Source organism: Streptomyces sp. NPDC007856 (assembly GCF_042868225.1).
Lineage (GTDB): Bacteria > Actinomycetota > Actinomycetes > Streptomycetales > Streptomycetaceae > Streptomyces.
On the sequence record NZ_JBIAEC010000013.1, the window covers coordinates 186,598 to 208,084 of the forward strand.

Genomic DNA, 21,487 nt, shown 5'->3' on the forward strand with positions numbered 1-21,487 from the left:
CCACTCCCCGGCCCTCGCCATGGACACATCAGGATGCCCCGCGCTGCCGCCTGATCGGTTCTCCCGCCCGGTGCATATGCGTGAGGGCCTCGCGGTAGGACCGGATCAGGCCGGTCTCGTGGTACGGCACGCCGATCTCCGCGCAGTAGTCGCGGACGATGATCTGGGCCCGCCGCAGATGGGGGGTGGGCATGCTCGGGAACAGGTGGTGCTCGATCTGGTAGTTGAGCCCGCCGAGCATCACATCGGTGAGCCGGCCGCCGCGTACGTTGCGGGAGGTGAGGACCTGGCGGCGCAGGAAGTCGGGTCGTTCGTCGCCGGTGAACGTGGGCATGCCCTTGTGGTTCGGTGCGAAGGTGCAGCCGAGGTAGACACCGAAGAGACACTGGTGCACGAAGAGGAACGCGATCGCCTTGCCGGGCGAGAGCACCAGGAACAGCGCGGACACATAGGCCGCGAGGTGAAGGAGGAGCAGGCCGCCCTCCAGGACCCGGTGCTTCATGGCGGGCGAGCGCAGCGCCCGTACGCTCGCGACGTGCAGGTTGAAGCCCTCCAGCGTCAGCAGGGGGAAGAACAGCCAGGCCTGGTGTCCTCCGATGAGACGGGCGAGGCCACGACTGTCGCGGGCCTGGGCGGTGGACCACACCAGGATGTCCGGGGCGACATCCGGGTCGAGTTCCTCGTGGTTGGGGTTGGCGTGGTGACGGGTGTGCTTGTTCATCCACCAGCCGTAGCTCATACCGATGCCGAGGTTGCCGAAGAGCCGGCCCCAGGTCTCGCTCGGCCGGCCGCGCCGGAAGACCTGACGGTGCGCCAAGTCATGGGCCACCAGGGCGACTTGACCGAACCCGAAGGCCAGCAAGGCGGCCACCGCCAGCTGCCACCAGGTGTCGCCGAGCACGAGGAAGGCGCCCCAGCCCGCCGCCAGCAGTGCGGTCACCAGACCGAGCCGTGCCGTGTAGTAGCCGGGGCGCCGTTTCATCAGACCCGCCTCGGCGATACGCCGGGACAGCCGGGCGAAGTCGCTGCCGGCTCCGGCATCGGACGTACGGGAAGGGGCGGTGGGCGTGCCGGAAGCGACCGGGGCTTGCGGGGAGATCGTCATGCCGTCGAGTCTCGGCCGGCCCGTTCGCCCGCGCCAGCCGGTCAGGCACCGTACCGGATGGGGGGCTTTCCCCAGGAAGTCCCAGGGTGTTGCCACCATGCCAAGCCTTTGACCTGGTCTTTCTCGCGAAAGGTGCGCCACCGGGAGCGGACGGCGCGGTCCGCTCCCGGTCTGCGATCAGTGCCCGGCGAGGAGTTCGAGCGTGTCGATCACGCGGTTGGAGAAGCCCCACTCGTTGTCGTACCAGGCGACCACCTTGATGTGCCGGCCGTCGACGCGGGTGAGGGCCGAGTCGAAGATCGACGAGGCCGGATTGCCGGTGATGTCGGACGACACGAGCGGGTCGTCCGAGTACTCCAGGATGCCGGCGAGCGGGCCCTGTGCCGCGGCGCGGTACGCGGCCAGGACGTCGTCGCGGGTCACGTCACGTGCGACGGTCGTGTTGAGTTCCACGATCGAGCCGACCGGGACGGGGACGCGGATCGAGTCGCCCGACAGCTTGCCGTCGAGGTTCGGCAGCACCAGGCCGATCGCCTTGGCCGCGCCCGTCGTGGTGGGCACGATGTTGACGGCGGCGGCGCGGGCCCGGCGGGCGTCGCGGTGCGGGCCGTCCTGCAGGTTCTGCTCCTGGGTATAGGCGTGCACGGTCGTCATGAACCCGTGCTCGATCCCGGCGAGTTCGTCCAGCACGGCGGCCAGCGGCGCGAGCGCGTTGGTGGTGCAGGAGGCGTTGGAGACGATCGTGTGCAGCTCCGGGTCGTACGCGTCGGTGTTGACCCCGTAGGCGAGCGTGACGTCGGCTCCGTCGGACGGCGCGCTCACGAGCACCTTCTTCGCACCGGCGTCGAGGTGGGCCCGGGCGGCCTTGGCCGAGGTGAAGCGGCCGGTCGCCTCCAGGACGACATCCACGCCGAGTTCGGCCCACGGCAGCTGCGCCGGCTCGCGTTCGGCGAGCACCCTGATACGGCGGCCGTCGACGACGAGGGCGTCCCCGTCGACGGTCACGGGTCGGCCGAGCCGGCCGGCCGTGGTGTCGTAGGCGAGCAGCCGCGCGAGGGTCGCGGGCTCGGTGAGGTCGTTCACGGCGACGACCTCCAGGGCGCTGCCGCGTTCGAGCAGAGCGCGCAGCACGTTGCGTCCGATACGGCCGAATCCGTTGATGGCGATGCGAGTCATGAGCGGTGTCCCTTCGGTTCCCCTCGTTGCCCCACCAGCGTCGCGTGCCGCCGGCGCGCATGACCGTGTCGAGAGCGCCATGGTTCGCAAGGATCGCGCCAGGCGGCTATTCGCCCTGGGTGAAGGTGCGCCGGTATTCGCTCGGGGTGGTGCCGAGGATCTGCTGGAAGTGGGTCCGCAGATTCGTGCCGGTGCCGAGGCCGACGTCGGCGGCGATCTGCTCGATGCTGCGCTCGGAACGTTCGAGCAGTTCGCGGGCCAGGTCGATGCGGGCGCGCATCACCCACTGCATGGGCGTGTATCCGGTGTCCTCGACGAAGCGCCGGGAGAGCGTGCGCGGGGAGACCGCGGCATGCCGGGCGAGCACCGTGAGGGTGAGCGGCTCGCCGAGGCGGTGCAGCGCCCACTCGCGGGTCGCGGCGAACCGCTCGCCGAGCGGCTCGGGCACACTGCGCGGCACGTACTGGGCCTGGCCTCCGCTGCGGTAGGGCGCTGCGACCAGGCGCCGTGCCGCGTGGTTCGACACGGCGACCCCGAGGTCCTTGCGCAGGATGTGCAGGCACAGATCGATACCGGAGGCGGCGCCGGCCGAGGTCAGCACGCTGCCCTCGTCGACGAAGAGAACGTTCTCGTCGACCCGGACCAGCGGGTGCTTCGCGGCGAGGGCCCGCGCGTAGTGCCAGTGCGTCGTCGCCCGTTTGCCGTCGAGCAGCCCCGTGGCCGCGAGCGCGAAGGCCCCGGTCGAGATGGCGGCGAGCCGGGTGCCCCGGGCGTGGGCGGCGAGCAGTGCCTCGACGACGGACCGGGGCGGATCCTCGCGGTCCGGGAACCGGTATCCGGGGATGAAGACGATGTCCGCCCACGCGAGTGCGTCGAGCCCATCGGCGACGTGGTACGACAGCCCGTCACCGCCCGCCACCAGCCCGGGCTCCGCCCCGCACACCCGCACCTCGTACGGCATGCTCGCCCGCGTCGTGAACACCTGCGCGGGGATCCCGACATCGAGCGGTTTGGCGCCTTCGAGGACCAGGACGGCGACGCGTTGCAGACGGGGGGACGGCACGGGACACAGGGTACGAGAGGCTCGGGAGACGCTGCCGGGATCGGCGGCGGTTCCGCGACCGGGCTCCGTCTCCGTGCACTCGCCGAGGCCCGTGCGTCCGGGTTCTCAGCCGGGCTGCGTACGACGACGGGCCCCGTCGGTGCTGTCCGACGGGGCCCGCTGCCCAAGGGGTGTGCGGCCGGTGAGCGGGGTCAGTCCGTGCCGGATTCCATCGCGGCGCGGTCCAGGGCCTCGTCCTCCTCCGAGATCTCCCCGCGGGAGGCGATCGCCTCGGCGCCGCCCTGCGGCATGGCGCCGATCAGGCCGGTGGAGGCGGCCTGGGCCGCACCGATCAGGGCCGGGTGCTCGGTGCCGACCATGCCGAGACCGGCGTACTGCTCGAGGCGCGCGCGGGAGTCGGCGATGTCGAGGTTGCGCATGGTGAGCTGGCCGATCCGGTCCGACGGGCCGAACGCGGAGTCCTCGGTGCGCTCCATGGAGAGCTTGTCCGGGTGGTAGCTGAACGCCGGGCCCGTGGTGTCGAGGATCGAGTAGTCCTCACCGCGCCGCAGCCGCAGCGTCACCTCGCCGGTGACCGCGGCGCCGACCCAGCGCTGCAGCGACTCGCGGATCATGAGCGCCTGCGGGTCCAGCCAGCGGCCCTCGTACATGAGGCGGCCGAGCTTGCGGCCCTCGTTGTGGTACTGGGCGAGGGTGTCCTCGTTGTGGATCGCGTTGACGAGGCGCTCGTAGGCCGCGTGCAGCAGGGCCATGCCCGGGGCCTCGTAGATGCCACGGCTCTTGGCCTCGATGATCCGGTTCTCGATCTGGTCCGACATGCCGAGGCCGTGCCGGCCGCCGATGGCGTTCGCCTCCATGACCAGCTCCACCGGCGAGGCGAACTCCTTGCCGTTGACCGTCACCGGGCGGCCCTGGTCGAAGCCGATCGTGACGTCCTCGGCGGGGATCTCGACCGTGGGGTCCCAGAACCGCACGCCCATGATCGGCTCGACGGTCTCGACACCGGTGTCCAGGTGCTCCAGGGTCTTGGCCTCGTGAGTGGCGCCCCAGATGTTGGCGTCGGTCGAGTACGCCTTCTCCGTGCTGTCGCGATACGGCAGCCCGTGCGCGAGCAGCCACTCGGACATCTCCTTGCGGCCGCCCAGCTCGGTCACGAAGTCGGAGTCCAGCCAGGGCTTGTAGATCCGCAGGTGCGGGTTGGCGAGCAGACCGTAGCGGTAGAACCGCTCGATGTCGTTGCCCTTGAACGTGGAGCCGTCGCCCCAGATCTGCACGTCGTCCTCGAGCATCGCTCGGACCAGGAGGGTGCCGGTGACGGCGCGGCCGAGGGGCGTGGTGTTGAAGTAGGCACGGCCGCCCGAGCGGATGTGGAACGCGCCGCAGGCGAGCGCGGCCAGTCCCTCCTCGACCAGGGCCGCACGGCAGTCGACCAGGCGCGCGATCTCGGCACCGTAGGCCGTCGCACGGCCGGGGACCGAGGCGATGTCAGGCTCGTCGTACTGGCCGATGTCGGCGGTGTAGGTGCACGGGACGGCGCCCTTGTCGCGCATCCACGCGACGGCGACCGAGGTGTCGAGGCCGCCGGAGAAGGCGATGCCGACGCGCTCGCCGACCGGAAGGGAAGTGAGAACCTTGGACATAGGAAGAGTATGCATCATTGCGCATGCCCATGCATAGTCCGGCAGGCAACCGTGTGAACCTCTTTTCACTCCCGCCTGGTAAGAGGCCCCCGTACGCGAAACCATGGAACCGCCACGGAAGACACCCCTCCGGAGACCCGGTCATGGCCATGCTCAGCACCGCCCAGTTCCCGCGCACCACCCCGCAAGGACTTCTCTGGGAGCCCAGTGCGCGCTGGGTGCGCGGCCGCAAGGGCGATGTCACCGTTGTCGACAGCCGCCACCCCGTCCTGGTGTGGGAGCCCGGCGTCCCCGTGCCGCTGTACGCCTTCCCGCGTGCGGAGATCCGCGAGGACCTGCTGCGGCCGGCGAGGAACCCGACGGCCGGGGCGCACACCGGGTCGACGGTCTTCTACGACCTCGAAGTGGACGGCGAGCTGCTGGAGAACGCGGCATGGACGTTTCCCGCCGCCGATCTGGCCGGCCACCTCGCCTTCGAGTGGTTCGAGCGCACCGGCCGGGGCCTGGACCACTGGTACGAGGAGGAAGAGGAGATCTTCGTCCACCCCCGCGACCCGCACAAACGCGTCGACGCCCTGCCCAGCAGCCGGCATGTCGTCGTCGAGATCGGAGGGCGGGTCGTCGCCGACACCCGCCGTCCGGTGCTCCTGTTCGAGACCGGCCTGCCCACCCGCTACTACCTTCCCCGCGAGGACGTCCGCCTCGACCTGTTCCGCCCCACCGACCACCACACCGGCTGCCCCTACAAGGGCACCGCCGAGTACTGGTCCTGGCACGGGGAGCAAGGCGAGGCGGACGTTCCGCCCGACATCGTGTGGAGCTACCCCGAGCCGCTGCCCGCGGTGGGCGCGGTCAAGGGGCTGCTGGCCTTCTACAACGAAGCCGTGGACATCACCGTGGACGGTGAGCGCCTCGCACGCCCGGTCACGCACTTCACCGCGCCGCCGTCCTGACGCGAGGCGGCTCAGCCGTCCGCCGGGGCGCCGAGCAGTTTCCAGGTACGCCGCTGGTCGGCCTCGCCACCCAGATCGGTCGCGGTGAAGACCACCTCGGTCGCTCCGGCCTCGCCGTAGCGCCGAATCTCGGCGGCGACGGTCTCCTCGTCGCCGATGACCGCGAGGTCGACGGCCCGGGTGCCGCCGGACAGCTCGATCACGCGCCGGTAGGAGGGGAACCTCTCGTAGCAGGAGAGCGACTCGTTCGCGGCCTTGCGCACCGCCTCGACGTCGGCGGTGACGACACCGGGCACGAAGGCGACGATCCGCGGGGCCGGCCGGCCCTCCGGCCCGGAGTACCTGGAGTGGCCCCTGAGGCTCACTCTCGGGAGCATCATCGACGGCGACAACGTGGTCCGCGAGGCCGCGGTCACCGACGCGGCGAGCGACGACCCGCGCGTGCAGGGCGTGCGCCGCTTCACTTGCGTGCGTGACCGGCGGGACATCAACGCCCGCCGGCGGCGGCACGCCGACCGCCGCCGAGGACGCCGCTTTCCGGCAGGAGGGGTCACTCTCCCGCCGGGGGTCACGGTTCAGCTGCCGGTCAGCAGCCGTCGTACGACATAACCCGCCGAGTCCACGCCCGAGCTGCCGCCCTCGACGAGCGCCGCGGCCGAGATACGGGAGTTGTAGGCCGTCAGCCAGCCGTTGGTGTGGTCGCCTTCCTCCGCGGTGCCGGTCTTGGCACCGACACCCACCAGCCCGCCCAGGCGCGGCGCCGCCGTACCGCTGGTGGCCACGTTGCGCATCATCGACTGCAGATAGCCGGCCGTGCGGGCGGAGATGGGCCGGGACGCCGTCTCCTGGTGCTGTCCCGGCAGGATGACCGGCTGCTCGAAGCCGACGCCCCGGACGGTGGCCGCCACGGACGCCATGAACAGGGGCGTGGCGGTGACCTTGCCCTGGCCGATGAACTGGGCCGCCTGGTCGCCGCCCTGGACGTCCGGCGGAATGCTCGGGTCTGTGGTGGCGACTCCCCCGCCGATGGACCAGTTACCCATGCCGAAGACGTTCGCCGCCTCGTCGTGCAGCGCGGAGGCGTCGCCGTCGTGCACGAGGTAGTGGAAGCCGTCCTTGATGAAAGACGTGTTGCAGGACACCGTGAACGCCTGGGCGAGGGAGGAGCCGGGGTCGGCCCGCACGCCGGAGTCGTTGTGGAACAACTGGCTGTTGGCCATCAGCGAGTCCGTGCACGGCGCCGGGCTGCTCGGATTGAGACCCGCCTTGTCGAAGAGGGCCGCCGAGGTGATGATCTTCATCGTGGAGCCGGGGGACTTGATGCCGTTGATGGCGATGTCGCCGTCGTCGCCCGAGTGCGCGATCGCCAGGATGTGGCCGTTGTGCCAGTCCAGCGCCACGGTGCCGGCGGGCTTCTGCTGAAGGTGGGCATCCTTCACGGCGCGCTCGGCCACTGCCTGGAGACCGGCGTCGATGGTGGTCCTGACGACCGCGGGGCGGCCCTTGGAGAAGACCTTCAGCGACTTCACGCCCGCGCCGCCGGAGTCGACGACGGCCACACCCGTTCCGGGGGTGCCACCCGTGGGCTTCGCGTTCTTGCCGATCGTGGCCGCGATGTCCCGCAGCGAAGCGAACCCGGAGAGATCGGTCTTGCCGTCGCTCGCCACGACCTTCGTGCCGCCCACGCCGGCCGGCAGCCCGCCCGCGGTCAGCGACTGGCCGTCGCTCAGGCCCGGATAGAGCACCGAACTGTTCCAGTGGACCGCCGTCCCGCCGTTCGCGCTCTTCAGCACGGCCACCGCGCTCGGGTAGCTCCAGGTGCCGCCCGCGACCTGGGCGGTCACGTCGAAGGTGACCTTGGTGGCGCCCTGCGTCACCGACGAGGGGCCCACCGACATGATGTGACCGAACGACAGCTTCTTCAGGTGCAGGCCGTCCGCGTAGCCCCGCAGCGCCTGCGAGGCCGTAGCGGCCACGTCGGTGTCCCCCGCCGCGCCTTCCAGGTGCTGCCGGGACCAGTCGTCCAGGAACGCGCGGGCCCGCTTCACCGCCTCGGCGTCCGACGGGGGCGTGCTGGACAGCGCCGAAGGGTCGAAAGCGCGCGCGTCCCGGGAGTCATTGCCGCCTGCCGAGCCCGAGGTCAGGCCGTGCAGGATGTTGTACGTACCGATTCCCCCAAGAACGAGCAGCGCGGTGCAGGTACCGGCTACGCCGATCTTCACAGCTCTGTTCATGTGCAGGATCGTATGTATGTCCCATGCATGGATGTGCTGATCTTCGGTAGATCGTTATCGGAATGACAGGCTTGCTCAGCGCCCGGCCGAAACTCGGCCCGGACCCGGACCTCGACCGCTGCCCGAGCTGACGGCCCGACAACGCTCCATATACGTCGGAGGTGTTGACCGGTAGCGACTGCCGAACTCATTGACACGCGCCCGGGCCATCCCTACGGTCCCCGATACACCCGATGTTTCGATGAACCGTCAGGTTTGGAGGGCCACGATGACCTCGCAGCCGGAGAAACGCTCGCCGGTCCCCCGCAGATCCTTACTCGGTACCGCGCTGGGCGGGGCGGCGGTGGCGGCGTTGCCCGGGACGGCCCGCGCCGCACAGACCGCAGGGACGGTGCCGTCCGGTGGCGCCGGATCGAGCGGCGAAGGCGCCGGCCGGCCCTGGAGACTCCGCGACACCATGACCTCCGACAGCGCGTGGGACGAGTTCCTGCGCGGCCAGGACCTGCTGTGGACCAGGCTGCCGACGCTCTGGTACGAGGGCCCGTTCCTCGGGGACGGGCTGCTCGGCAGCATGGTCTACCAGGAGCCGGGCGCCAACCGGATCCGTTTCACCGTGCAGCACGGCCGAGTCCAGGACCACCGGCCCGAGTTCGGCAGCGGCTGGGGCACCTGCCGGCTGCCGGTCGGGCATCTCACGCTCGATCCGGTCGGCACCATCACCGCCGTCGACTGGCGGCTGAGCCTGTGGAACGCCGAACTCACCGGCACCGTGACCACCACCGCCGGCACATTCACCCTCTCCGCCCTGATCCACGACGAGGTCTTCGCCGCCCGCGTCACGGCCGCCGGCGGCGAGAAGGTCACCTGGACGTTCCACCCCGAGGAGGCCATCAGCCCCCGCAAGATCCAGGAGGCCCCGCCCGCCGGCTACACCGGCAACCCGCCCTGGACCACCCGGACCACCGCGGACGGCACCGCACAGGTGCTCCAGCCGCTGACCGGCGGCGGCCAGACCGCGACCTCCTACCGCCGCTCCGGCGACGACCTCCTGCTCAGCGTCGGCCACAGCTTCCCCTCGTCCTCCGCCGCCGAGGCCGACTCGCTGCGAAACCTCCGGCGCGCGCCGTCTTACGGCGTCCTGCGGCGCCGGCACACCAGCTGGTGGCACGCGTTCTGCCGGAAGAGCTTTGTGTCGTTCCCCGACCAGCGGCTGCAGAGCTTCCACTGGATCCAGCTCTACAAGGTCGCCTCCGCGAGCCGCGCGGGCGGCCCCGTGATGGCCACTTCCGGGCCGTGGCTGGAGCCCACGCCCTGGCCGGCGGTCTGGTGGAACCTCAACGTCCAGCTGGAGTACTGGCTCATCCAGGGCTTCAACCACCCCGAACTCGACTCGCTCGCCAGCACGTTGCGCCAGAGCCAGGAACAGCTCACCGCCAACGTGCCCGCCGCCTACCGCTCGGACAGCTCGGGCATCGGCCGCAGCTCCGACATGTTCTGCGACCGCGAGGTGGGACAACCGGGCACCGGAGCCGAGACCGGCGACCTCACGTGGGCGCTGCACAACGTGTGGCTGTCGTACCGGCACTCCATGGACACGTCGCTGCTGCGCGACACGATCCACCCCCTGCTGCGCCGGACGATCAACTACTACCTGCACTTCCTCACCCCGGGCAGCGACGGCAAGCTCCACCTGCCGAGCACACTCTCACCGGAATATCCCGTCGTACCGCCGCAGGACACCAACTACGACCTGGCCCTGATCCGCTGGGGCTGCCAGACGCTCCTGGACTCGGCGCAACTGCTCGGGATCGACGACGAGTTGGAGCCGCGCTGGCAGGAGGTGCTGGCCCGGCTCACGCCGTACCCGGTCGACGACAACGGCTTCATGATCGGCGCCGGCACCCCGTATGCCCAGTCCCACCGGCACTACTCGCACCTGCTCATGGTGTACCCGCTCCACCTCGTCAACTGGGACCAGCCCGAGAACCGCGACCTGATCACGAAGTCGGTGGTCCACTGGCACGCGCTGACCGGAGCCCACCGGGGCTACAGCTACACCGGCGCCGCCTCGATCTACGCGATGACCGGGGACGGTGACACCGCGATCGGCTACCTGCGGAAGTTCTTCGACCCCAGCACCCGGTATCCGTGCCGCGCCAACACCCACTACGCCGAGGCCGGTCCGGTGATCGAAACGCCGCTGTCCGCCTCCCAGTCGCTGCACGACATGTTCTGCCAGAGCTGGGGCGGTGTGGTCCGGGTGTTCCCGGCCGTTCCGTCCGCCTGGAAGGACGTGACCCTGCACAACTTCCGTACGCAGGGCGCCTTTCTGGTCAGTGCAGTGCGCAAGGCGGGGGCCACCCGGTTCATCCGGGTCAGGAGCCTGGCGGGCGAGCCGCTGAGGCTCCGGCACGGTCTGAGCGGGACCCTCACCGCGGTGCTGGACGACGGCACCCCGGCCCCCACCCTGGACCTGGGCGACGGCACCCTCGCCATCGACCTGCCCAAGGGGCGCGAGGTACTCGTGCACCCCGGTGCCCGGCCCGACCTCGTCATCGCGCCCGTCGCCGTCAGCGAGCCGGGCGCGGCATGGGGCCTGCCGTGACCGCCGTCCAGAAGGGAGGATTCCCGCGGCTGTTCCACTGACCAGGGCGAGATCCGGTACGGTCAGCGAGCCGTCGTCCCTCGGTATCGTCACCGAACGGGCCGGTCTGCCACGGGGGTTGCACTTCGCGCAGCGCAAGGGCCGTACCGTCGAGGAGCGTTACCGGACGACGTCCGGGAAGCGGCTCGACCGCAGGGTCCAGATGCGCGAGATCCGGCTGTCCTTCGCCTCCGCCGCCGACGTCCTCGCCCGGCGCAGCGGCGACGGCTGGTTTCTCGGCGGGGTGTACGCGAGCGCCGCCCGTACGGCCGAGGTCCCGCTGTCGATCGGACCTGGACGCCGGCTGGTCGAGACGATCCGGGATGGCACCGACGGACTCGTCCTGGACCGGCGAGTGCTGCGCGGCGGCGACGCGTTCTCCGTCGACACCACCGCGAACGGCGGTTTCGCCGGCGTCGCCTGCCCCTGGCATCCGGGCATCACCACCTGCTACCGCTGATCCCTCGCGCGCACGAGCGGCCGAACTGCCCTGCGCCGACGGGGCGGTTGGGTCGCGCGCACGACCGGGCCGGGCAGCACCGGTTGCCGTGCGTGGCCTAGACGCCCGAGGTCACAGCCTTCAGTTCGGTCAGTGACTCCCGGATCAGCTGCTGCATGGCGCGTTCCTCGCCCGGGGCGATCCAGCGTTCGAAGGCGACCTTGAAGACGGCGACCGCAGCCTCGGCGGCCAGGCTCGCGGTGGGCGCCGGGATGCCGCGGCCGCGCAATGTGTCGGCGAGCGCGGCCGCCAACGACGCGAGCTTGATCAGCTCGCGCTCCTGGAGTTCCGCGTTCGCCGTGATCACGGCCTGCCGCCGGCGTGCGAACTCGCGCCGGTCGGCGAACAACTCGGCGACGGCGTCGAGCCCGACCGTCAGGGCGTCGAGCGGGACCGCGGTCTGTGCAGCGCCGGCGACCGCCCGGACGAACAGGTCCTCCAGCTCGCCCGCGCCGGCGAAGAGCACCTCGCGCTTGTCGGCGTAGTGCCGGAAGAAGGTCCGTTCCGTGAGCCCGGCCCGCTTGGCGATCTCCGCCACGGTGGTCTGCTCGTACCCGTGCTCGGCGTAGAGCTCCAGCGCGGCTTTCGCCAGGCGTCCGCGCGCGTCCGGCTCCCATCTACCCATGCCGAGATCTTACGTGATGACAGAGACTGACATCAGGTGTAGGGTCTATGACAGTCACTGACATCGAAAGGTCTGGGGTCTCCTCATGCGCATCTTCGTCACCGGCGCTTCCGGCTGGATCGGATCCGCCGTCGTACCCGAGCTCATCGGGGCGGGTCACCAGGTCGTCGGGCTCGCCCGCTCCGACACCTCGGCCACCGCGCTCACCGCGGCGGGCGCGGAGGTCGTCCGCGGCACGGTCGACGACCTCGACCTGCTGCGGGACGCGGCCGCCGCGTCGGACGGGGTGATCCACCTCGCCTTCAAGCACGACATCGCCTTCAGCGGCGACTTTCAGGGCGCCGCCGAGGCCGACCGCCGCGCCGTCGACGTCTTCGGCGAGGCGCTCGCCGACAGCGACCGGCCCTTCGTCCTCGCCTCCGGCCTGGCCGGTCTCGCACCCGGACGGGTGGCGACCGAACGGGACAGGGCCGCGTTCGACGGCTCGCCGGTCTCGATCCGCGCCACCACCGCACAGGAGGTGCTGGCGTTCGCCTCGCGCGGCATCCGCTCCTCCGTGGTACGGCTCTCGCCGACCTGTCACGGCGAGGGGGACAACGGATTCATGGCGACACTGGTCGCCATCGCCCGCGAGAAGGGCGTCTCCGGTTACATCGGTGACGGCGCCAACCGCTGGCCGGCCGTCCACCGCCTCGACGCCGCGCATCTGTTCCGGCTGGCGGCCGAGCAGGCCCCGGCCGGATCGGTGCTCCACGGCGTCGCGGAGGAGGGCGTCGCGATCCGTGACGTCGCCGAGGTGATCGGCCGGCACCTCGACGTGCCGGTGGCCTCCGTGGCAGCCGAGGAGGCGGCCGGGCACTTCGGCTGGATGGCCGGCTTCATCGGCCTCGGCCTTCCGGCGTCGAGCACGGTGACCCGCGAACTGCTGGGCTGGAAGCCGACCCAGCCGGATCTCCTCGAAGACCTCGACAAGGGCCACTACTTCCACGCCCCTGCCACCGGCGCCTGACGGGGACTTGGTCGCCCGGGGGTGCCGTGACGCCGAGTGCCTACGGCAGGAAACGGGCGATCGGCACATCGCCGGGCTCGACGCCCCGGCCGTAGCTGCCGATCGCCACCGGGCCGATGACCAAGCGCACTGCGCATAGAGCCCGCTCACCTCGCGGACGGCCGCCTCGGCCCGGGGCCGGTCGTCGACGCAGGCATGGATGAGAGGAGGGTCAGAAGTCCCTGGGCGGAAGGCCGGCCAGCCCGGTGTCGCGCATGATGCGGTCGACCGTCTCCGGCAGGCAGCTGTCGGAGCCGATGACCGTCTCCACTCCGCCGGGCAGCAGGTCGCGCTGCCGGTACCAGTCCCGCAGGTCGGCCTCGCTCACCCGGGTGGCGATCGACTTGGTCGCGTGGCGGGCGAGGGTCTCGGCGAACGGCACGTCGAGGTAGTAGCCGTGGGTCGGCCCCCGGTGGTCGGCGCGCAGCCGCGCGAGCGTGTCGCCGTAGCGGTCGGCGTACAGGATGCCCTCGACGACCACGTGATAGCCGGCGTCCAGGGCATAGCGGGCCACCGTGTCGATCAGGCCGATGTTCGCCGCTCCCGGCCGGTCCCGCTCCCGCAGCACGACCCGGCGGAGGTTGTCCTGTGCCACCAGCGCCAGCCCACGCCCGAACCGGTCGCGGATGCCCGCCGCCACGGACGACTTGCCGGAGGCGCTGTTCCCACGGAGCACCACCAGCCGGGTCTGTTCGGTACCGACTCGCATCCGACGCAGGGTACCGGCGGCACCGCCCTAGCCGAGTTCCAGCCGCCCGTGGGAGTTGGCATCGAGGGTGGCGGCCATGTTGACGAGGATCGCCGGGTGACCGTTGAACGCGAAGCTCATCGCCTCAACTCGGCCCTGGCATACGGCTGTCGAGATGAGCCAGGTAGGCGTTGAGCTGTGTGGCCGCGTGCAGCATGGCCAGGCCCTGGGCGGTGAGTTTGTGCTGCCAGGCCGCCAGGGAGGAGGCGAGTGCCTCCGTGCCGCCTGCGGTGCGGATCTGCTGGACCACGGTGGCGATGTGGTCGAGCGGATAGCCCCCGCGTCGCAGGAGGTGGGCGAGTTCGGCGTCGCGGATGTCGTCGGCGTGGAAGACGCGGTATCCGGTGGCCGGGTCCCGGGTGGGCGTGAGGATGCCGGCGTCCTCCCAGTTGCGCAGGGTCGCCGGTGTGACGCCGAGTCGGTGCGCGAGTTCGCCGACCGTGCGGGTACCGGGATCCCGGGCGGCAGCCAAAGGGGCCTCGGACTCCGCCGTCAGATGGGACACCGCGGTGCGCACCGCGGCGAGGGTGTCCCGGTCGCGGAGCAACTGACCGTGGCCACGATCGATGATCGCGAGCGCCTCGTCGAGTGCGTCCCGGTGGAGGGCGTTCATGATCTGGCCGCCGGCCGCGTACCCGAACGCCGGGACGAGCGAGAGGTAGGCGCGGAGCGCTGCCGCGTGCGCCTCGGTGTAGATCCGGTAGCCGCTGGGGGTGCGCTCGGCGGGCGGGATGAATCCATGCCGCTCGTAGTTGCGCACGGCCTGGGTCGAGAGGCCGTGCTCGCGCGCGAGGTCGGTCGGTCGCAAGGTACTCACCGGTTGAGACTTTACCGCAGGCCACGACTACCACGAGCGGCCTATCTGACCGCCGAAGGCTCGCAAAGTCTCAACCGTCCTTTCAAGGATACGATTGAGGCTCATGAGTCAGGACATCCGAGACTTCGTCACCCTGTCATGCGACCTTTTGGCACTGGGTGAGCCGACCCACCTGGAACCGGCCTTCGGGCGGATCCGGAACGAACTCTTCGCCCGGCTGGCCGGGCACGGCTTCCGGTCGATCGCCCTCGAGACCGACCGCGTGGCGGCGCTCGCCGTGAACGACTACGTCCAGGGAGGAGCCGGAAACCTCGACGCACTCATGCGCGAAGGCTTCTCCCACCGGTTCGGGGAGCAGGACGCCAACAGGCGGCTGGTCGGCTGGATGCGGGACTACAACCGGCACCGGCCGCCGGCCGAACGCCTGGCCTTCCACGGCTTCGACGCGCCGCTGGAGAACACCTGCGCACCCAGCCCCCGGACCTATCTGGAACACGCCCGCGACTACCTGGCACTCGACCTCGACATCGCCGGCCTCACCGGCGACGACACTCGGTGGAGCCGACCGGAGGCCGTCCTGGACGCCGCAATGTCACCCGGCGCCACGGCTGAGGCCGAGCGGCTGCGGTCGATCGCGGACGACATGCTCACCACGCTCCACGCACGCGCCCCGGAACTGATCGCGGCGACCTCACGCGACGAGTGGTTCAGGGCCAGGACCCGTCTCACCGCCGGCCTCGGCCTGCTGCGCTACCACAGGCAGTCGGCACGGCCCCTGGAGCCGAGTGCCCGGATCGCCGGCCTGCTCGCCACCCGCGACGCGCTCATGGCGCAGAACCTCCTGGACATCCGGAGCACCGAGGACAGGCGAGGCGCGACCCTGGTCTTCGCGCACAACCTCCATCTGCAGCGGAATCTCAGCATCTGGCAGCTGGGCGACCGGGGCGCCGAGTGGTTCTGCGCCGGTGCCATCGTGGCGTCCCTGCTGGGCGAGCGGTACGTCTGTGTCGCCGGCAGTCTGGGGCGCAGCGAGGCCCTCGGGCTTCAGGACCCCGCCCCTGACACCTACGAGGGCCTCCTCCAGAGCCGTATACCCACCTGGGGTCTGGAGGCGGCCACCACTCCCCCGTCCGCCCACACGCGGACGGACACACATCCCCGGCAGGGCTACTTCCCGCTCGACCGGGCGACGTTCGACGCGGTGGACGCGGTCCTGCACATCAGCGACGGCACGACCGCCGGCACACCGGCACGCATCTGATCGCGACCGGGAGGCGACGGCGACGCCATGACCGGCACCGCCCGCCTCCGGGGCGAGCGGCCGGTCGGCCCGTAGGCTGGAGCCGTGACCGGCGAGACTGATCTGCAGACACTGCTCAGCGGCATGCGTCCGGAACTGAATCCGGGCCGCTATGTCTTCACCATGGCGGAGGGCGGCGTGCCGTCCGGTGTCACCCCGGTGGTGACGGTGGCCGAACAGGAAGGCCTGACCCTCGTCGTGCCCCAGGCGGACGCGGACGCGGCGGGGATGGCGTACGACTATGTGGCCGGATGGATCACCCTGCGGGTCCATTCCGCGCTGGCATCGGTGGGGCTGACCGCCGCTGTCTCCCGGGCCCTCGCCGACGCGGAGCTGAGCTGCAACGTCGTCGCCGGCTTCCACCACGACCACCTCTTCGTGCCCTACGACCGCGCCGAAGAGGCCGTGGACGTCCTGCGGCAACTGGCGCACGACTCCTCCTGACCCGTCGATGACGGTGCCGCAGTGGGCGGTGCCCCGGCCGTACGGTGACGGCCGCTGGGAGGTGCGGCTCGTGCTGTCGCTTCGTGGCCACTCGGTTCTCCGCCCTGTCGCCGCGGTCGGTCTCCATGCTGTTCCGAAGTCGGGTGCGCCAGGCGTTCGCCGACACGGAGGACGGGCCGCGCCTCGGAACGCCTTGACCTTGCCGCTGGGGGCAGGGTTTAGCGTGTGAGCGAGGTGAACGGCATGAGGATCAGTGAGCTGGCGCGGCAGGCCGGTGTGACGACCAAAGCAGTGCGGTACTACGAGTCGCTGGGGCTGATCACACCCGAGCGCCTGCCCAATGGCTACCGGGACTACGGCGAGGACGACGTACGCCTCGTACGGGAGATCAGGACGCTCCACCGGCTCGGTATCCCCGTCGAGCGCACCCGGCCCTTCCTCGAGTGCCTGGCCGCCGGACGGGCGCACGCGGACGACTGTCCCGCCTCTCTCGCGAGCTACCGCGAGGCCATCGACGAGCTCACCGGGCGCATCGAGTCCCTGACCACCCGCCGCGCGATGCTGATCGCCAACCTGAACGCGGCCGCGCACCGGGGCAGCGGTGGCACACCGGCCGAGGAAAGCGGCACCGGACGCCTGGACTATCTGACACTGCCCGCGGATCTGCCCGTCCCCGAGGACGACGGTGCGGCGGACCATCTCCCCGGCATGAAGGTGCCTGGTCTCGCCCTGCTCGACACGGCGGGCCGAACGGTCCGCCTGGACCTGCTCGGCCCACGGCGCACGGTCGTCTATGTCTACCCGCTCACCGGCCGCCCGGGCACGGACCTTCCCGAAGGCTGGAACTCGATTCCCGGAGCCCGCGGCTGCACACCCGAGTCATGCGGCTTCCGCGACCACTTCCACGACCTGCTCGAAGCCGGCGCGGGCCGTGTCTACGGGCTGTCCAGCCAGGACACCGACTACCAGCACGAGGTCGTGGAGCGGCTGGGACTGCCCTTCGACATGCTCTCCGACCCCGCCCTCGGCGTGGCCGACGCGCTCGGTCTGCCCACGTTCGAGGTCGAGGGGATGCGGCTGTTCAGGCGCCTGACGCTCGTGCTCCGCGACGGAGTCATCGAGCATGTCTTCCACCCGGTCTTCCCGCCGAGCGAGCACGCCCAGCAGGTGCTGACCTGGCTGCGCGAGAACCCGCTGTAGGCACCGGACCGGCCTGCCGACGCCGGCCCGGCGGCCGGACTACAGCGTGCCGGCCCTCTTCGGCGGGATCTCGCGACGGCCCATGGTGTCTCCGTGCACGGCCGCGTGCTGGTGCCGGTGCCGGTGCAGGGCTGGGAAACGACTGGAATGCCCGGTCCGGCGGCGCGACACTCCGTTGGTCGTGCGTGGATGCCGTACAGGGAGGACCGGGCGGATGAGGACGACCCGGCTGGGGCGCAGCGCGGTGGAGGTCACGGAACTGGCTTCGGCGGCGGTCCTCTCGGCGGCCTCTTCGCACCGCTCGCCGACGACACCGCCGGGAACACGCCGACGGCCGCCTGGAGTTGTGGCATCCGCTACTTCGACATGTCACCCTCCTACGGCATCGGGCACTTCGAGGACGCGCTGCGCGAGGGGTATCCGGCGCCGGCGGAGCTGCGTGCGCAGGGGTGGGCGCCGTCAGGGCCGGCATGTACCGCCCACAGCACGCTCGACGACCTGCTGTCGGCCTGCGTCTCACGCGGGGTGTCCGTCCTCGCCGCCTCGATCTTCCACTCCGGCCTGCTCGCCACACCCGTCCCGCCCAGGGAGCGTCCTTCGACCATGCCCCGCCCTCACCCGGGGGCCTGCGGCAGGCACGGAAGATCGCTGGCGTGTGCGAGGCACATGGTGTGACTCTCTGCCAGGTGGCGATGGCATTCCCTGGTCGCGGCAGGCCTCCTCGACGAGCGGGCGTCGGTGCGGGGCTGAGTGCCGGGTGCCACGCCGTTCGCATTCGGCTTTCGGCGGCTATGGCTCTTCGCTCGCACCACGGACGTGGCCTGCGGACACTTGGGCGGGCATAGGCTCGCGGACCATGAACACATCCACCGGGTCCTCGGTCTCGACCTCGAATCCGTGCCGCTCGTAGAGCCGTCGGGCCCGGCTGCCCCGGAGCACGTTCAACCGGATCCGGGTGCCGTCGCGGTCGCAACACTCCAACAGAAGCCGGAGCACGGCCGATCCGATGCCCCGGCCCTGCAGGCTCGGGTCCAGGTAGAAATGCTCCAGCCAGTGCGCGTCGTCCGCCGGCCGCAGCGCCACGCATCCGGCCAGGACTCCGCCCGTCTCGATCACCCAGGTGTGCTCCGATGCGAACCCGTCCCGCAGCCGCTGCCGCACCCGGTACTCGTCGTACCGCCCGAGACGCTCCAGGTCCGCTCTGAGCACCACGGCCCGCAGCGCGGCCACCGCCTCGGCGTCCGCCGCCGATGCGGGACGCATCTCCCAGTCCGCCATGATCTCGATGCTAGCGCGGCGGGATTCGGGCCGGCTCCGGGGACCACCGGTCGGCCGCGTCCAGCCATGGGAAGTGTCGCGCCGGGTGGCTCCCGGGGGACACGTTGGGCGACAGGGATGGCACAGGGGTGCGACGGCACACGGAAGAACGGCACATCGAGGCGCAACGCACAGGGTTCACTCAGTGGAAACCCGCCGGACCATCCGTATCATCCATGTGTCGGGGGATCCGCAGGACAACTCCCGCTCCCCGCCTGCCGCAACCGCGGGCGACGGAGCGCACCAGAGTCACGATTGGAGCCACAGATGCCTGAGCCCACCGCCCCCGTCACCGAGTTGACCTCCCAGTACGTCAGCCAGGTGACCAACGACCTCGAGCACAACGTCAAGGAGCAGGAACGCATCACCGCCGAAATCTCGGCGCTTCAGGAGCAGTTGGCCGCCCTGCAGCACGACCAGACGATCCTGGTGAACATGCGACAGGCACTCGGTGTCGCCACCCCGGTGAGCACGCCCGCCCCGGCCGAGGGCGCCGTGGTGCCCGCCCCGCGCACAAAGTCCGGCACCGAGTCCGGGACGCGCCGATCGCCGAAGAAGACGGTTCCGGAGCAGTCCGGGAGCAAGCAGCAGCCCGCCAAGAAGCCTGCGGCGACGAAGTCCTCGGCGAAGAAGGCGACCGCCCAGTCGGCCCAGCTCACCCTCATCGAACTGGTCCGCCGCCACCTTGCCGAACAGCAGGAGCCCCGCTCCGCGGCGGAGGTCACCGAGGCGCTCGACAAGGCACATCCCGAGCGGGAGATCCAGACCAAGGTCATCCGCACCACTCTGGAGAACCTAGTGGCCCGCAACACCGCCCAGCGCACCAAGCAGGGCTCGTCCGTCTTCTACACCCTCACCCCCGCGTCCGATTCGGCGGCGTCGAACCCGGAGGAGTCCCGGCCTGACGCGGCCGAATGAGCCGTGGCGACATCGCCCCGTCCCCCATCGACAAGTGTCAACGGGGTCCGGACGGGGCGATTCAGCGCATCTGACTCTCCCGCTCCGCCCAGCGCACGGTTGTTCGCTCGAATTGACGATGAATCAGAAAGTGGTACCACGACTCACAAACCGGCCGTGGCCCTCTGCCGGGTCTGGTCGAACTCGGTCACCGGATCGCCGCCGGTCTGCCAGGGCCACGCGGTGACGACACCACCGATCTGCTCGAAGACGGAGCCCGCCTCGGCGCGCCGGTCCGCGGCGACCAGGGCGTAGGCGAGGAGGTTGAGGTCGGCAAGCGCCTTGGCATGGCGCAGAAACCCCGGCTGGGTCCACGTGTGCGCCGCCCGGTCGAGGGCCTGTGTGGCCATGAGCTGGGACCAGTGGTTCCGGGCGACCAGCGCCTCCAGCCCGCCGCGGTCGAGGATGGCGTGGTACTGGTGGACCTGGGCGGTGAGTTCGGTCGCCACGCACGGCGCGTTGGCGGGCATGCGGGCGCGCAGGGTGTCCACGAACTCCAGGACCTGGATGCGCGATCCGGCCTCGTCCGGGCTGAGGTAGGCCAGCATGTTCAGATACGCCTCGCGGTTCCAGCGATCGCGAGCGAGCACCTCGTTCCACAGCCCGAAGACCTGCGACTGCTCCCGGCGGTCCAGGCGGGCCACGGCGAGGAGGGCCACCCAGGGAGTGGGGTCCTCCGGGGCGAGTTCGGCGGCGCGCAGACAGACATCGACCGCGCCGGCGGGGTCCTCCAGGTACCCCTGTGCGCGGGCCTGCGCGACCTGGGTCCAGGCCTGCAGGACGAGTGCGTCCACATTGCGGGGCTCGCGCGTGACCCACGACCGCGGCAGATGCGATCCGACGAGGTACCCCGCGAGTACGTCCATACGATGCGTCCGGCGGTCCCAGTCGCCGGGGTCCTGCCCCAGAAGGCGGGACATCTGCGCCACACACAGTTCGGTGGTCGCGATGGTGCCGGTCCTGGTGGTCGCCACAAGTGACTTCAGCAGCTTGCCCAGGTCCTGGTCATCGAGCTCGGGAGCAAGGCGGGCCCTTCTGCGGCGACTGGAAAGAAATGCCATGTGCGGAGGCTAGGGCGGATCCGTGGGCGCGCAAGGTCTGGGCCGAGATCGTTATGGTTTTACACGTACAACTTGCCCATATTCCCGTCCATGCCCGAGATACAGCCGCTCCGTCCGGCTCATGCCCCCGCGTTGTGCGCCTTCGAGCAGGAGAACCGGGCCTACTTCGCCGCGTCCGTCCCCGACCGGGGTGACGACTACTTCGCCCGGTTCGACGAGCGGCTCCGTGCCCTGCTCGCCGAGCAGGAGGCCGGTCCCTGCTTCTTCCATGTGCTGGGGGACGAAGGGAGCGAGGTGCTGGGCCGCATCAATCTCGTGGACGTCGCGGATGGCGGCGCCGACCTCGGGTACCGGATCGCAGAACGTGCCGCGGGCCGGGGGATCGCCACCTGGGCGGTGCGGGAGATCTGCCACCTGGCCGCCCACCGCTACGGGCTGACGGCCCTGCGTGCCGCGACCACCTCGACAATGCGGCATCGCGGGCCGTACTCGCCCGTTCTGGGTTCGCCGTCGTCGGCGAGACCCGGCTCTCCGGCCGCCCCGGTCTGTCGTATCTCCGCAGTCTGTCGGACTTCACCGCCCGGCCGGACGCAACGGCGGGCTAGTCCTGTGCGGAGTCGTGATCAATGAGTGGGTCGGAGGCGGGCGCATCGGAG

The 21,487-nt window shown here is 70.7% G+C and carries 18 protein-coding genes and 3 pseudogenes; 10 read left to right on the top strand and 11 right to left on the bottom strand.

Translation table 11 applies throughout. The annotated features are described in order from the left end of the window. Positions 1-28: 28 nt before the first annotated feature. From ACFYOH_RS29295 to argG, 4 genes are all read right to left on the bottom strand, one after another. Positions 29-1,105 carry a fatty acid desaturase family protein gene (locus ACFYOH_RS29295; RefSeq protein ID WP_388631456.1) on the bottom strand — a complete coding sequence of 359 codons (1,077 nt, stop codon included), beginning with the start codon at positions 1,103-1,105 and terminating at the stop codon, positions 29-31. A 177-nt stretch (positions 1,106-1,282) separates the two neighbouring features. Further along, positions 1,283-2,281: a type I glyceraldehyde-3-phosphate dehydrogenase gene (gap, locus tag ACFYOH_RS29300; protein WP_388631459.1), complete on the bottom strand. Its 999-nt coding sequence runs from the start codon at positions 2,279-2,281 to the stop codon at positions 1,283-1,285. Between the two features lie 106 nt (positions 2,282-2,387). After that, positions 2,388-3,344 carry a GlxA family transcriptional regulator gene (locus ACFYOH_RS29305; protein WP_388631462.1) on the bottom strand — a complete coding sequence of 319 codons (957 nt, stop codon included), beginning with the start codon at positions 3,342-3,344 and terminating at the stop codon, positions 2,388-2,390. Between the two features lie 191 nt (positions 3,345-3,535). Continuing rightward, entirely contained in the window at positions 3,536-4,984 is a 1,449-nt protein-coding gene (gene argG / locus ACFYOH_RS29310) for an argininosuccinate synthase (protein WP_388631465.1), read from the bottom strand. Positions 4,985-5,127: 143 nt separating this feature from the next. On the opposite strand from argG, the gene ACFYOH_RS29315 reads away from it, so the two are divergent. Continuing rightward, positions 5,128-5,937, top strand: a complete 810-nt coding sequence (locus ACFYOH_RS29315) for a DUF427 domain-containing protein (RefSeq protein ID WP_388631468.1) — start codon at positions 5,128-5,130, stop codon at positions 5,935-5,937. Positions 5,938-5,948: 11 nt separating this feature from the next. Here the strand turns inward: ACFYOH_RS29315 and ACFYOH_RS29320 are convergent. Then, a pseudogene (locus ACFYOH_RS29320) lies at positions 5,949-6,263 on the bottom strand (LLM class F420-dependent oxidoreductase); the annotation flags it as partial. 249 nt (positions 6,264-6,512) lie between these two features. Further along, positions 6,513-8,171, bottom strand: a complete 1,659-nt coding sequence (locus ACFYOH_RS29325; protein WP_388631471.1) for a penicillin-binding transpeptidase domain-containing protein — start codon at positions 8,169-8,171, stop codon at positions 6,513-6,515. 268 nt (positions 8,172-8,439) lie between these two features. On the opposite strand from ACFYOH_RS29325, the gene ACFYOH_RS29330 reads away from it, so the two are divergent. Further along, positions 8,440-10,776: a Tat pathway signal sequence domain protein gene (locus tag ACFYOH_RS29330; protein WP_388631475.1), complete on the top strand. Its 2,337-nt coding sequence runs from the start codon at positions 8,440-8,442 to the stop codon at positions 10,774-10,776. Positions 10,777-11,017: 241 nt separating this feature from the next. Beyond that, positions 11,018-11,275: pseudogene (locus ACFYOH_RS29335) on the top strand (glycoside hydrolase family 97 C-terminal domain-containing protein); the annotation flags it as partial. Between the two features lie 97 nt (positions 11,276-11,372). Here the strand turns inward: ACFYOH_RS29335 and ACFYOH_RS29340 are convergent. After that, on the bottom strand, positions 11,373-11,939 hold the full coding sequence (locus ACFYOH_RS29340; RefSeq protein WP_388631478.1) for a TetR/AcrR family transcriptional regulator: 567 nt from the start codon (positions 11,937-11,939) through the stop codon (positions 11,373-11,375). An 85-nt stretch (positions 11,940-12,024) separates the two neighbouring features. Here ACFYOH_RS29340 and ACFYOH_RS29345 point away from each other — a divergent pair, with 85 nt between their 5' ends. Continuing rightward, the gene (locus ACFYOH_RS29345) at positions 12,025-12,948 is read left to right on the top strand and encodes an SDR family oxidoreductase (RefSeq protein ID WP_388631481.1); all 924 of its coding nucleotides are present in this window, start codon (positions 12,025-12,027) and stop codon (positions 12,946-12,948) included. Between the two features lie 211 nt (positions 12,949-13,159). On the opposite strand, the gene ACFYOH_RS29350 is transcribed toward ACFYOH_RS29345, so the two are convergent. Together ACFYOH_RS29350 and ACFYOH_RS29355 are read right to left on the bottom strand one after the other, a co-directional pair. Next, positions 13,160-13,696: an AAA family ATPase gene (locus ACFYOH_RS29350; protein ID WP_388631484.1), complete on the bottom strand. Its 537-nt coding sequence runs from the start codon at positions 13,694-13,696 to the stop codon at positions 13,160-13,162. Between the two features lie 124 nt (positions 13,697-13,820). Beyond that, on the bottom strand, positions 13,821-14,552 hold the full coding sequence (locus tag ACFYOH_RS29355) for a TioE family transcriptional regulator (protein WP_388631487.1): 732 nt from the start codon (positions 14,550-14,552) through the stop codon (positions 13,821-13,823). A gap of 103 nt (positions 14,553-14,655) precedes the next feature. Between ACFYOH_RS29355 and ACFYOH_RS29360 the strand changes: the two genes are divergently transcribed. The 4 genes from ACFYOH_RS29360 to ACFYOH_RS29375 all read left to right on the top strand — a co-directional run bounded on the left by ACFYOH_RS29360 (position 14,656) and on the right by ACFYOH_RS29375 (position 18,171). Next, positions 14,656-15,813 carry an erythromycin esterase family protein gene (locus tag ACFYOH_RS29360; RefSeq protein ID WP_388631490.1) on the top strand — a complete coding sequence of 386 codons (1,158 nt, stop codon included), beginning with the start codon at positions 14,656-14,658 and terminating at the stop codon, positions 15,811-15,813. An 84-nt stretch (positions 15,814-15,897) separates the two neighbouring features. Further along, positions 15,898-16,296 carry an ACT domain-containing protein gene (locus ACFYOH_RS29365; RefSeq protein WP_388631493.1) on the top strand — a complete coding sequence of 133 codons (399 nt, stop codon included), beginning with the start codon at positions 15,898-15,900 and terminating at the stop codon, positions 16,294-16,296. Positions 16,297-16,539: 243 nt separating this feature from the next. Next, on the top strand, positions 16,540-17,496 hold the full coding sequence (locus tag ACFYOH_RS29370) for a MerR family transcriptional regulator (RefSeq protein ID WP_388631496.1): 957 nt from the start codon (positions 16,540-16,542) through the stop codon (positions 17,494-17,496). 189 nt (positions 17,497-17,685) lie between these two features. After that, positions 17,686-18,171: a hypothetical protein gene (locus ACFYOH_RS29375; protein WP_388631499.1), complete on the top strand. Its 486-nt coding sequence runs from the start codon at positions 17,686-17,688 to the stop codon at positions 18,169-18,171. Positions 18,172-18,285: 114 nt separating this feature from the next. Here the strand turns inward: ACFYOH_RS29375 and ACFYOH_RS29380 are convergent, their stop codons facing one another. Beyond that, positions 18,286-18,774 carry a GNAT family N-acetyltransferase gene (locus ACFYOH_RS29380; protein ID WP_388631501.1) on the bottom strand — a complete coding sequence of 163 codons (489 nt, stop codon included), beginning with the start codon at positions 18,772-18,774 and terminating at the stop codon, positions 18,286-18,288. A gap of 306 nt (positions 18,775-19,080) precedes the next feature. Here ACFYOH_RS29380 and ACFYOH_RS29385 point away from each other — a divergent pair, with 306 nt between their 5' ends. Next, the gene (locus ACFYOH_RS29385; protein ID WP_388631504.1) at positions 19,081-19,731 is read left to right on the top strand and encodes a hypothetical protein; all 651 of its coding nucleotides are present in this window, start codon (positions 19,081-19,083) and stop codon (positions 19,729-19,731) included. A gap of 143 nt (positions 19,732-19,874) precedes the next feature. Here ACFYOH_RS29385 and ACFYOH_RS29390 read toward each other — a convergent pair whose 3' ends face one another. Beyond that, on the bottom strand, positions 19,875-20,831 hold the full coding sequence (locus ACFYOH_RS29390; RefSeq protein ID WP_388631506.1) for a hypothetical protein: 957 nt from the start codon (positions 20,829-20,831) through the stop codon (positions 19,875-19,877). A gap of 90 nt (positions 20,832-20,921) precedes the next feature. Here ACFYOH_RS29390 and ACFYOH_RS29395 point away from each other — a divergent pair. Further along, positions 20,922-21,436, top strand: a pseudogene (locus ACFYOH_RS29395) (GNAT family N-acetyltransferase). Positions 21,437-21,487 lie beyond the last annotated feature (51 nt).

Bases quoted from the DNA above. Each gene is read 5' to 3' on its own strand.
- ACFYOH_RS29295 (WP_388631456.1), bottom strand. From the start codon at position 1,105: ATGACGATCTCCCCGCAAGCCCCGGTCGCTTCCGGCACGCCCACCGCC.
- gap (WP_388631459.1), bottom strand. From the start codon at position 2,281: ATGACTCGCATCGCCATCAACGGATTCGGCCGTATCGGACGCAACGTG.
- argG (WP_388631465.1), bottom strand. From the start codon at position 4,984: ATGTCCAAGGTTCTCACTTCCCTTCCGGTCGGCGAGCGCGTCGGCATC.
- ACFYOH_RS29315 (WP_388631468.1), top strand. From the start codon at position 5,128: ATGGCCATGCTCAGCACCGCCCAGTTCCCGCGCACCACCCCGCAAGGA.
- ACFYOH_RS29325 (WP_388631471.1), bottom strand. From the start codon at position 8,171: ATGAACAGAGCTGTGAAGATCGGCGTAGCCGGTACCTGCACCGCGCTG.
- ACFYOH_RS29330 (WP_388631475.1), top strand. From the start codon at position 8,440: ATGACCTCGCAGCCGGAGAAACGCTCGCCGGTCCCCCGCAGATCCTTA.
- ACFYOH_RS29340 (WP_388631478.1), bottom strand. From the start codon at position 11,939: ATGGGTAGATGGGAGCCGGACGCGCGCGGACGCCTGGCGAAAGCCGCG.
- ACFYOH_RS29345 (WP_388631481.1), top strand. From the start codon at position 12,025: ATGCGCATCTTCGTCACCGGCGCTTCCGGCTGGATCGGATCCGCCGTC.
- ACFYOH_RS29350 (WP_388631484.1), bottom strand. From the start codon at position 13,696: ATGCGAGTCGGTACCGAACAGACCCGGCTGGTGGTGCTCCGTGGGAAC.
- ACFYOH_RS29360 (WP_388631490.1), top strand. From the start codon at position 14,656: ATGAGTCAGGACATCCGAGACTTCGTCACCCTGTCATGCGACCTTTTG.
- ACFYOH_RS29370 (WP_388631496.1), top strand. From the start codon at position 16,540: ATGAGGATCAGTGAGCTGGCGCGGCAGGCCGGTGTGACGACCAAAGCA.
- ACFYOH_RS29375 (WP_388631499.1), top strand. From the start codon at position 17,686: ATGCCGTACAGGGAGGACCGGGCGGATGAGGACGACCCGGCTGGGGCG.
- ACFYOH_RS29380 (WP_388631501.1), bottom strand. From the start codon at position 18,774: ATGGCGGACTGGGAGATGCGTCCCGCATCGGCGGCGGACGCCGAGGCG.
- ACFYOH_RS29385 (WP_388631504.1), top strand. From the start codon at position 19,081: ATGCCTGAGCCCACCGCCCCCGTCACCGAGTTGACCTCCCAGTACGTC.
- ACFYOH_RS29390 (WP_388631506.1), bottom strand. From the start codon at position 20,831: ATGGCATTTCTTTCCAGTCGCCGCAGAAGGGCCCGCCTTGCTCCCGAG.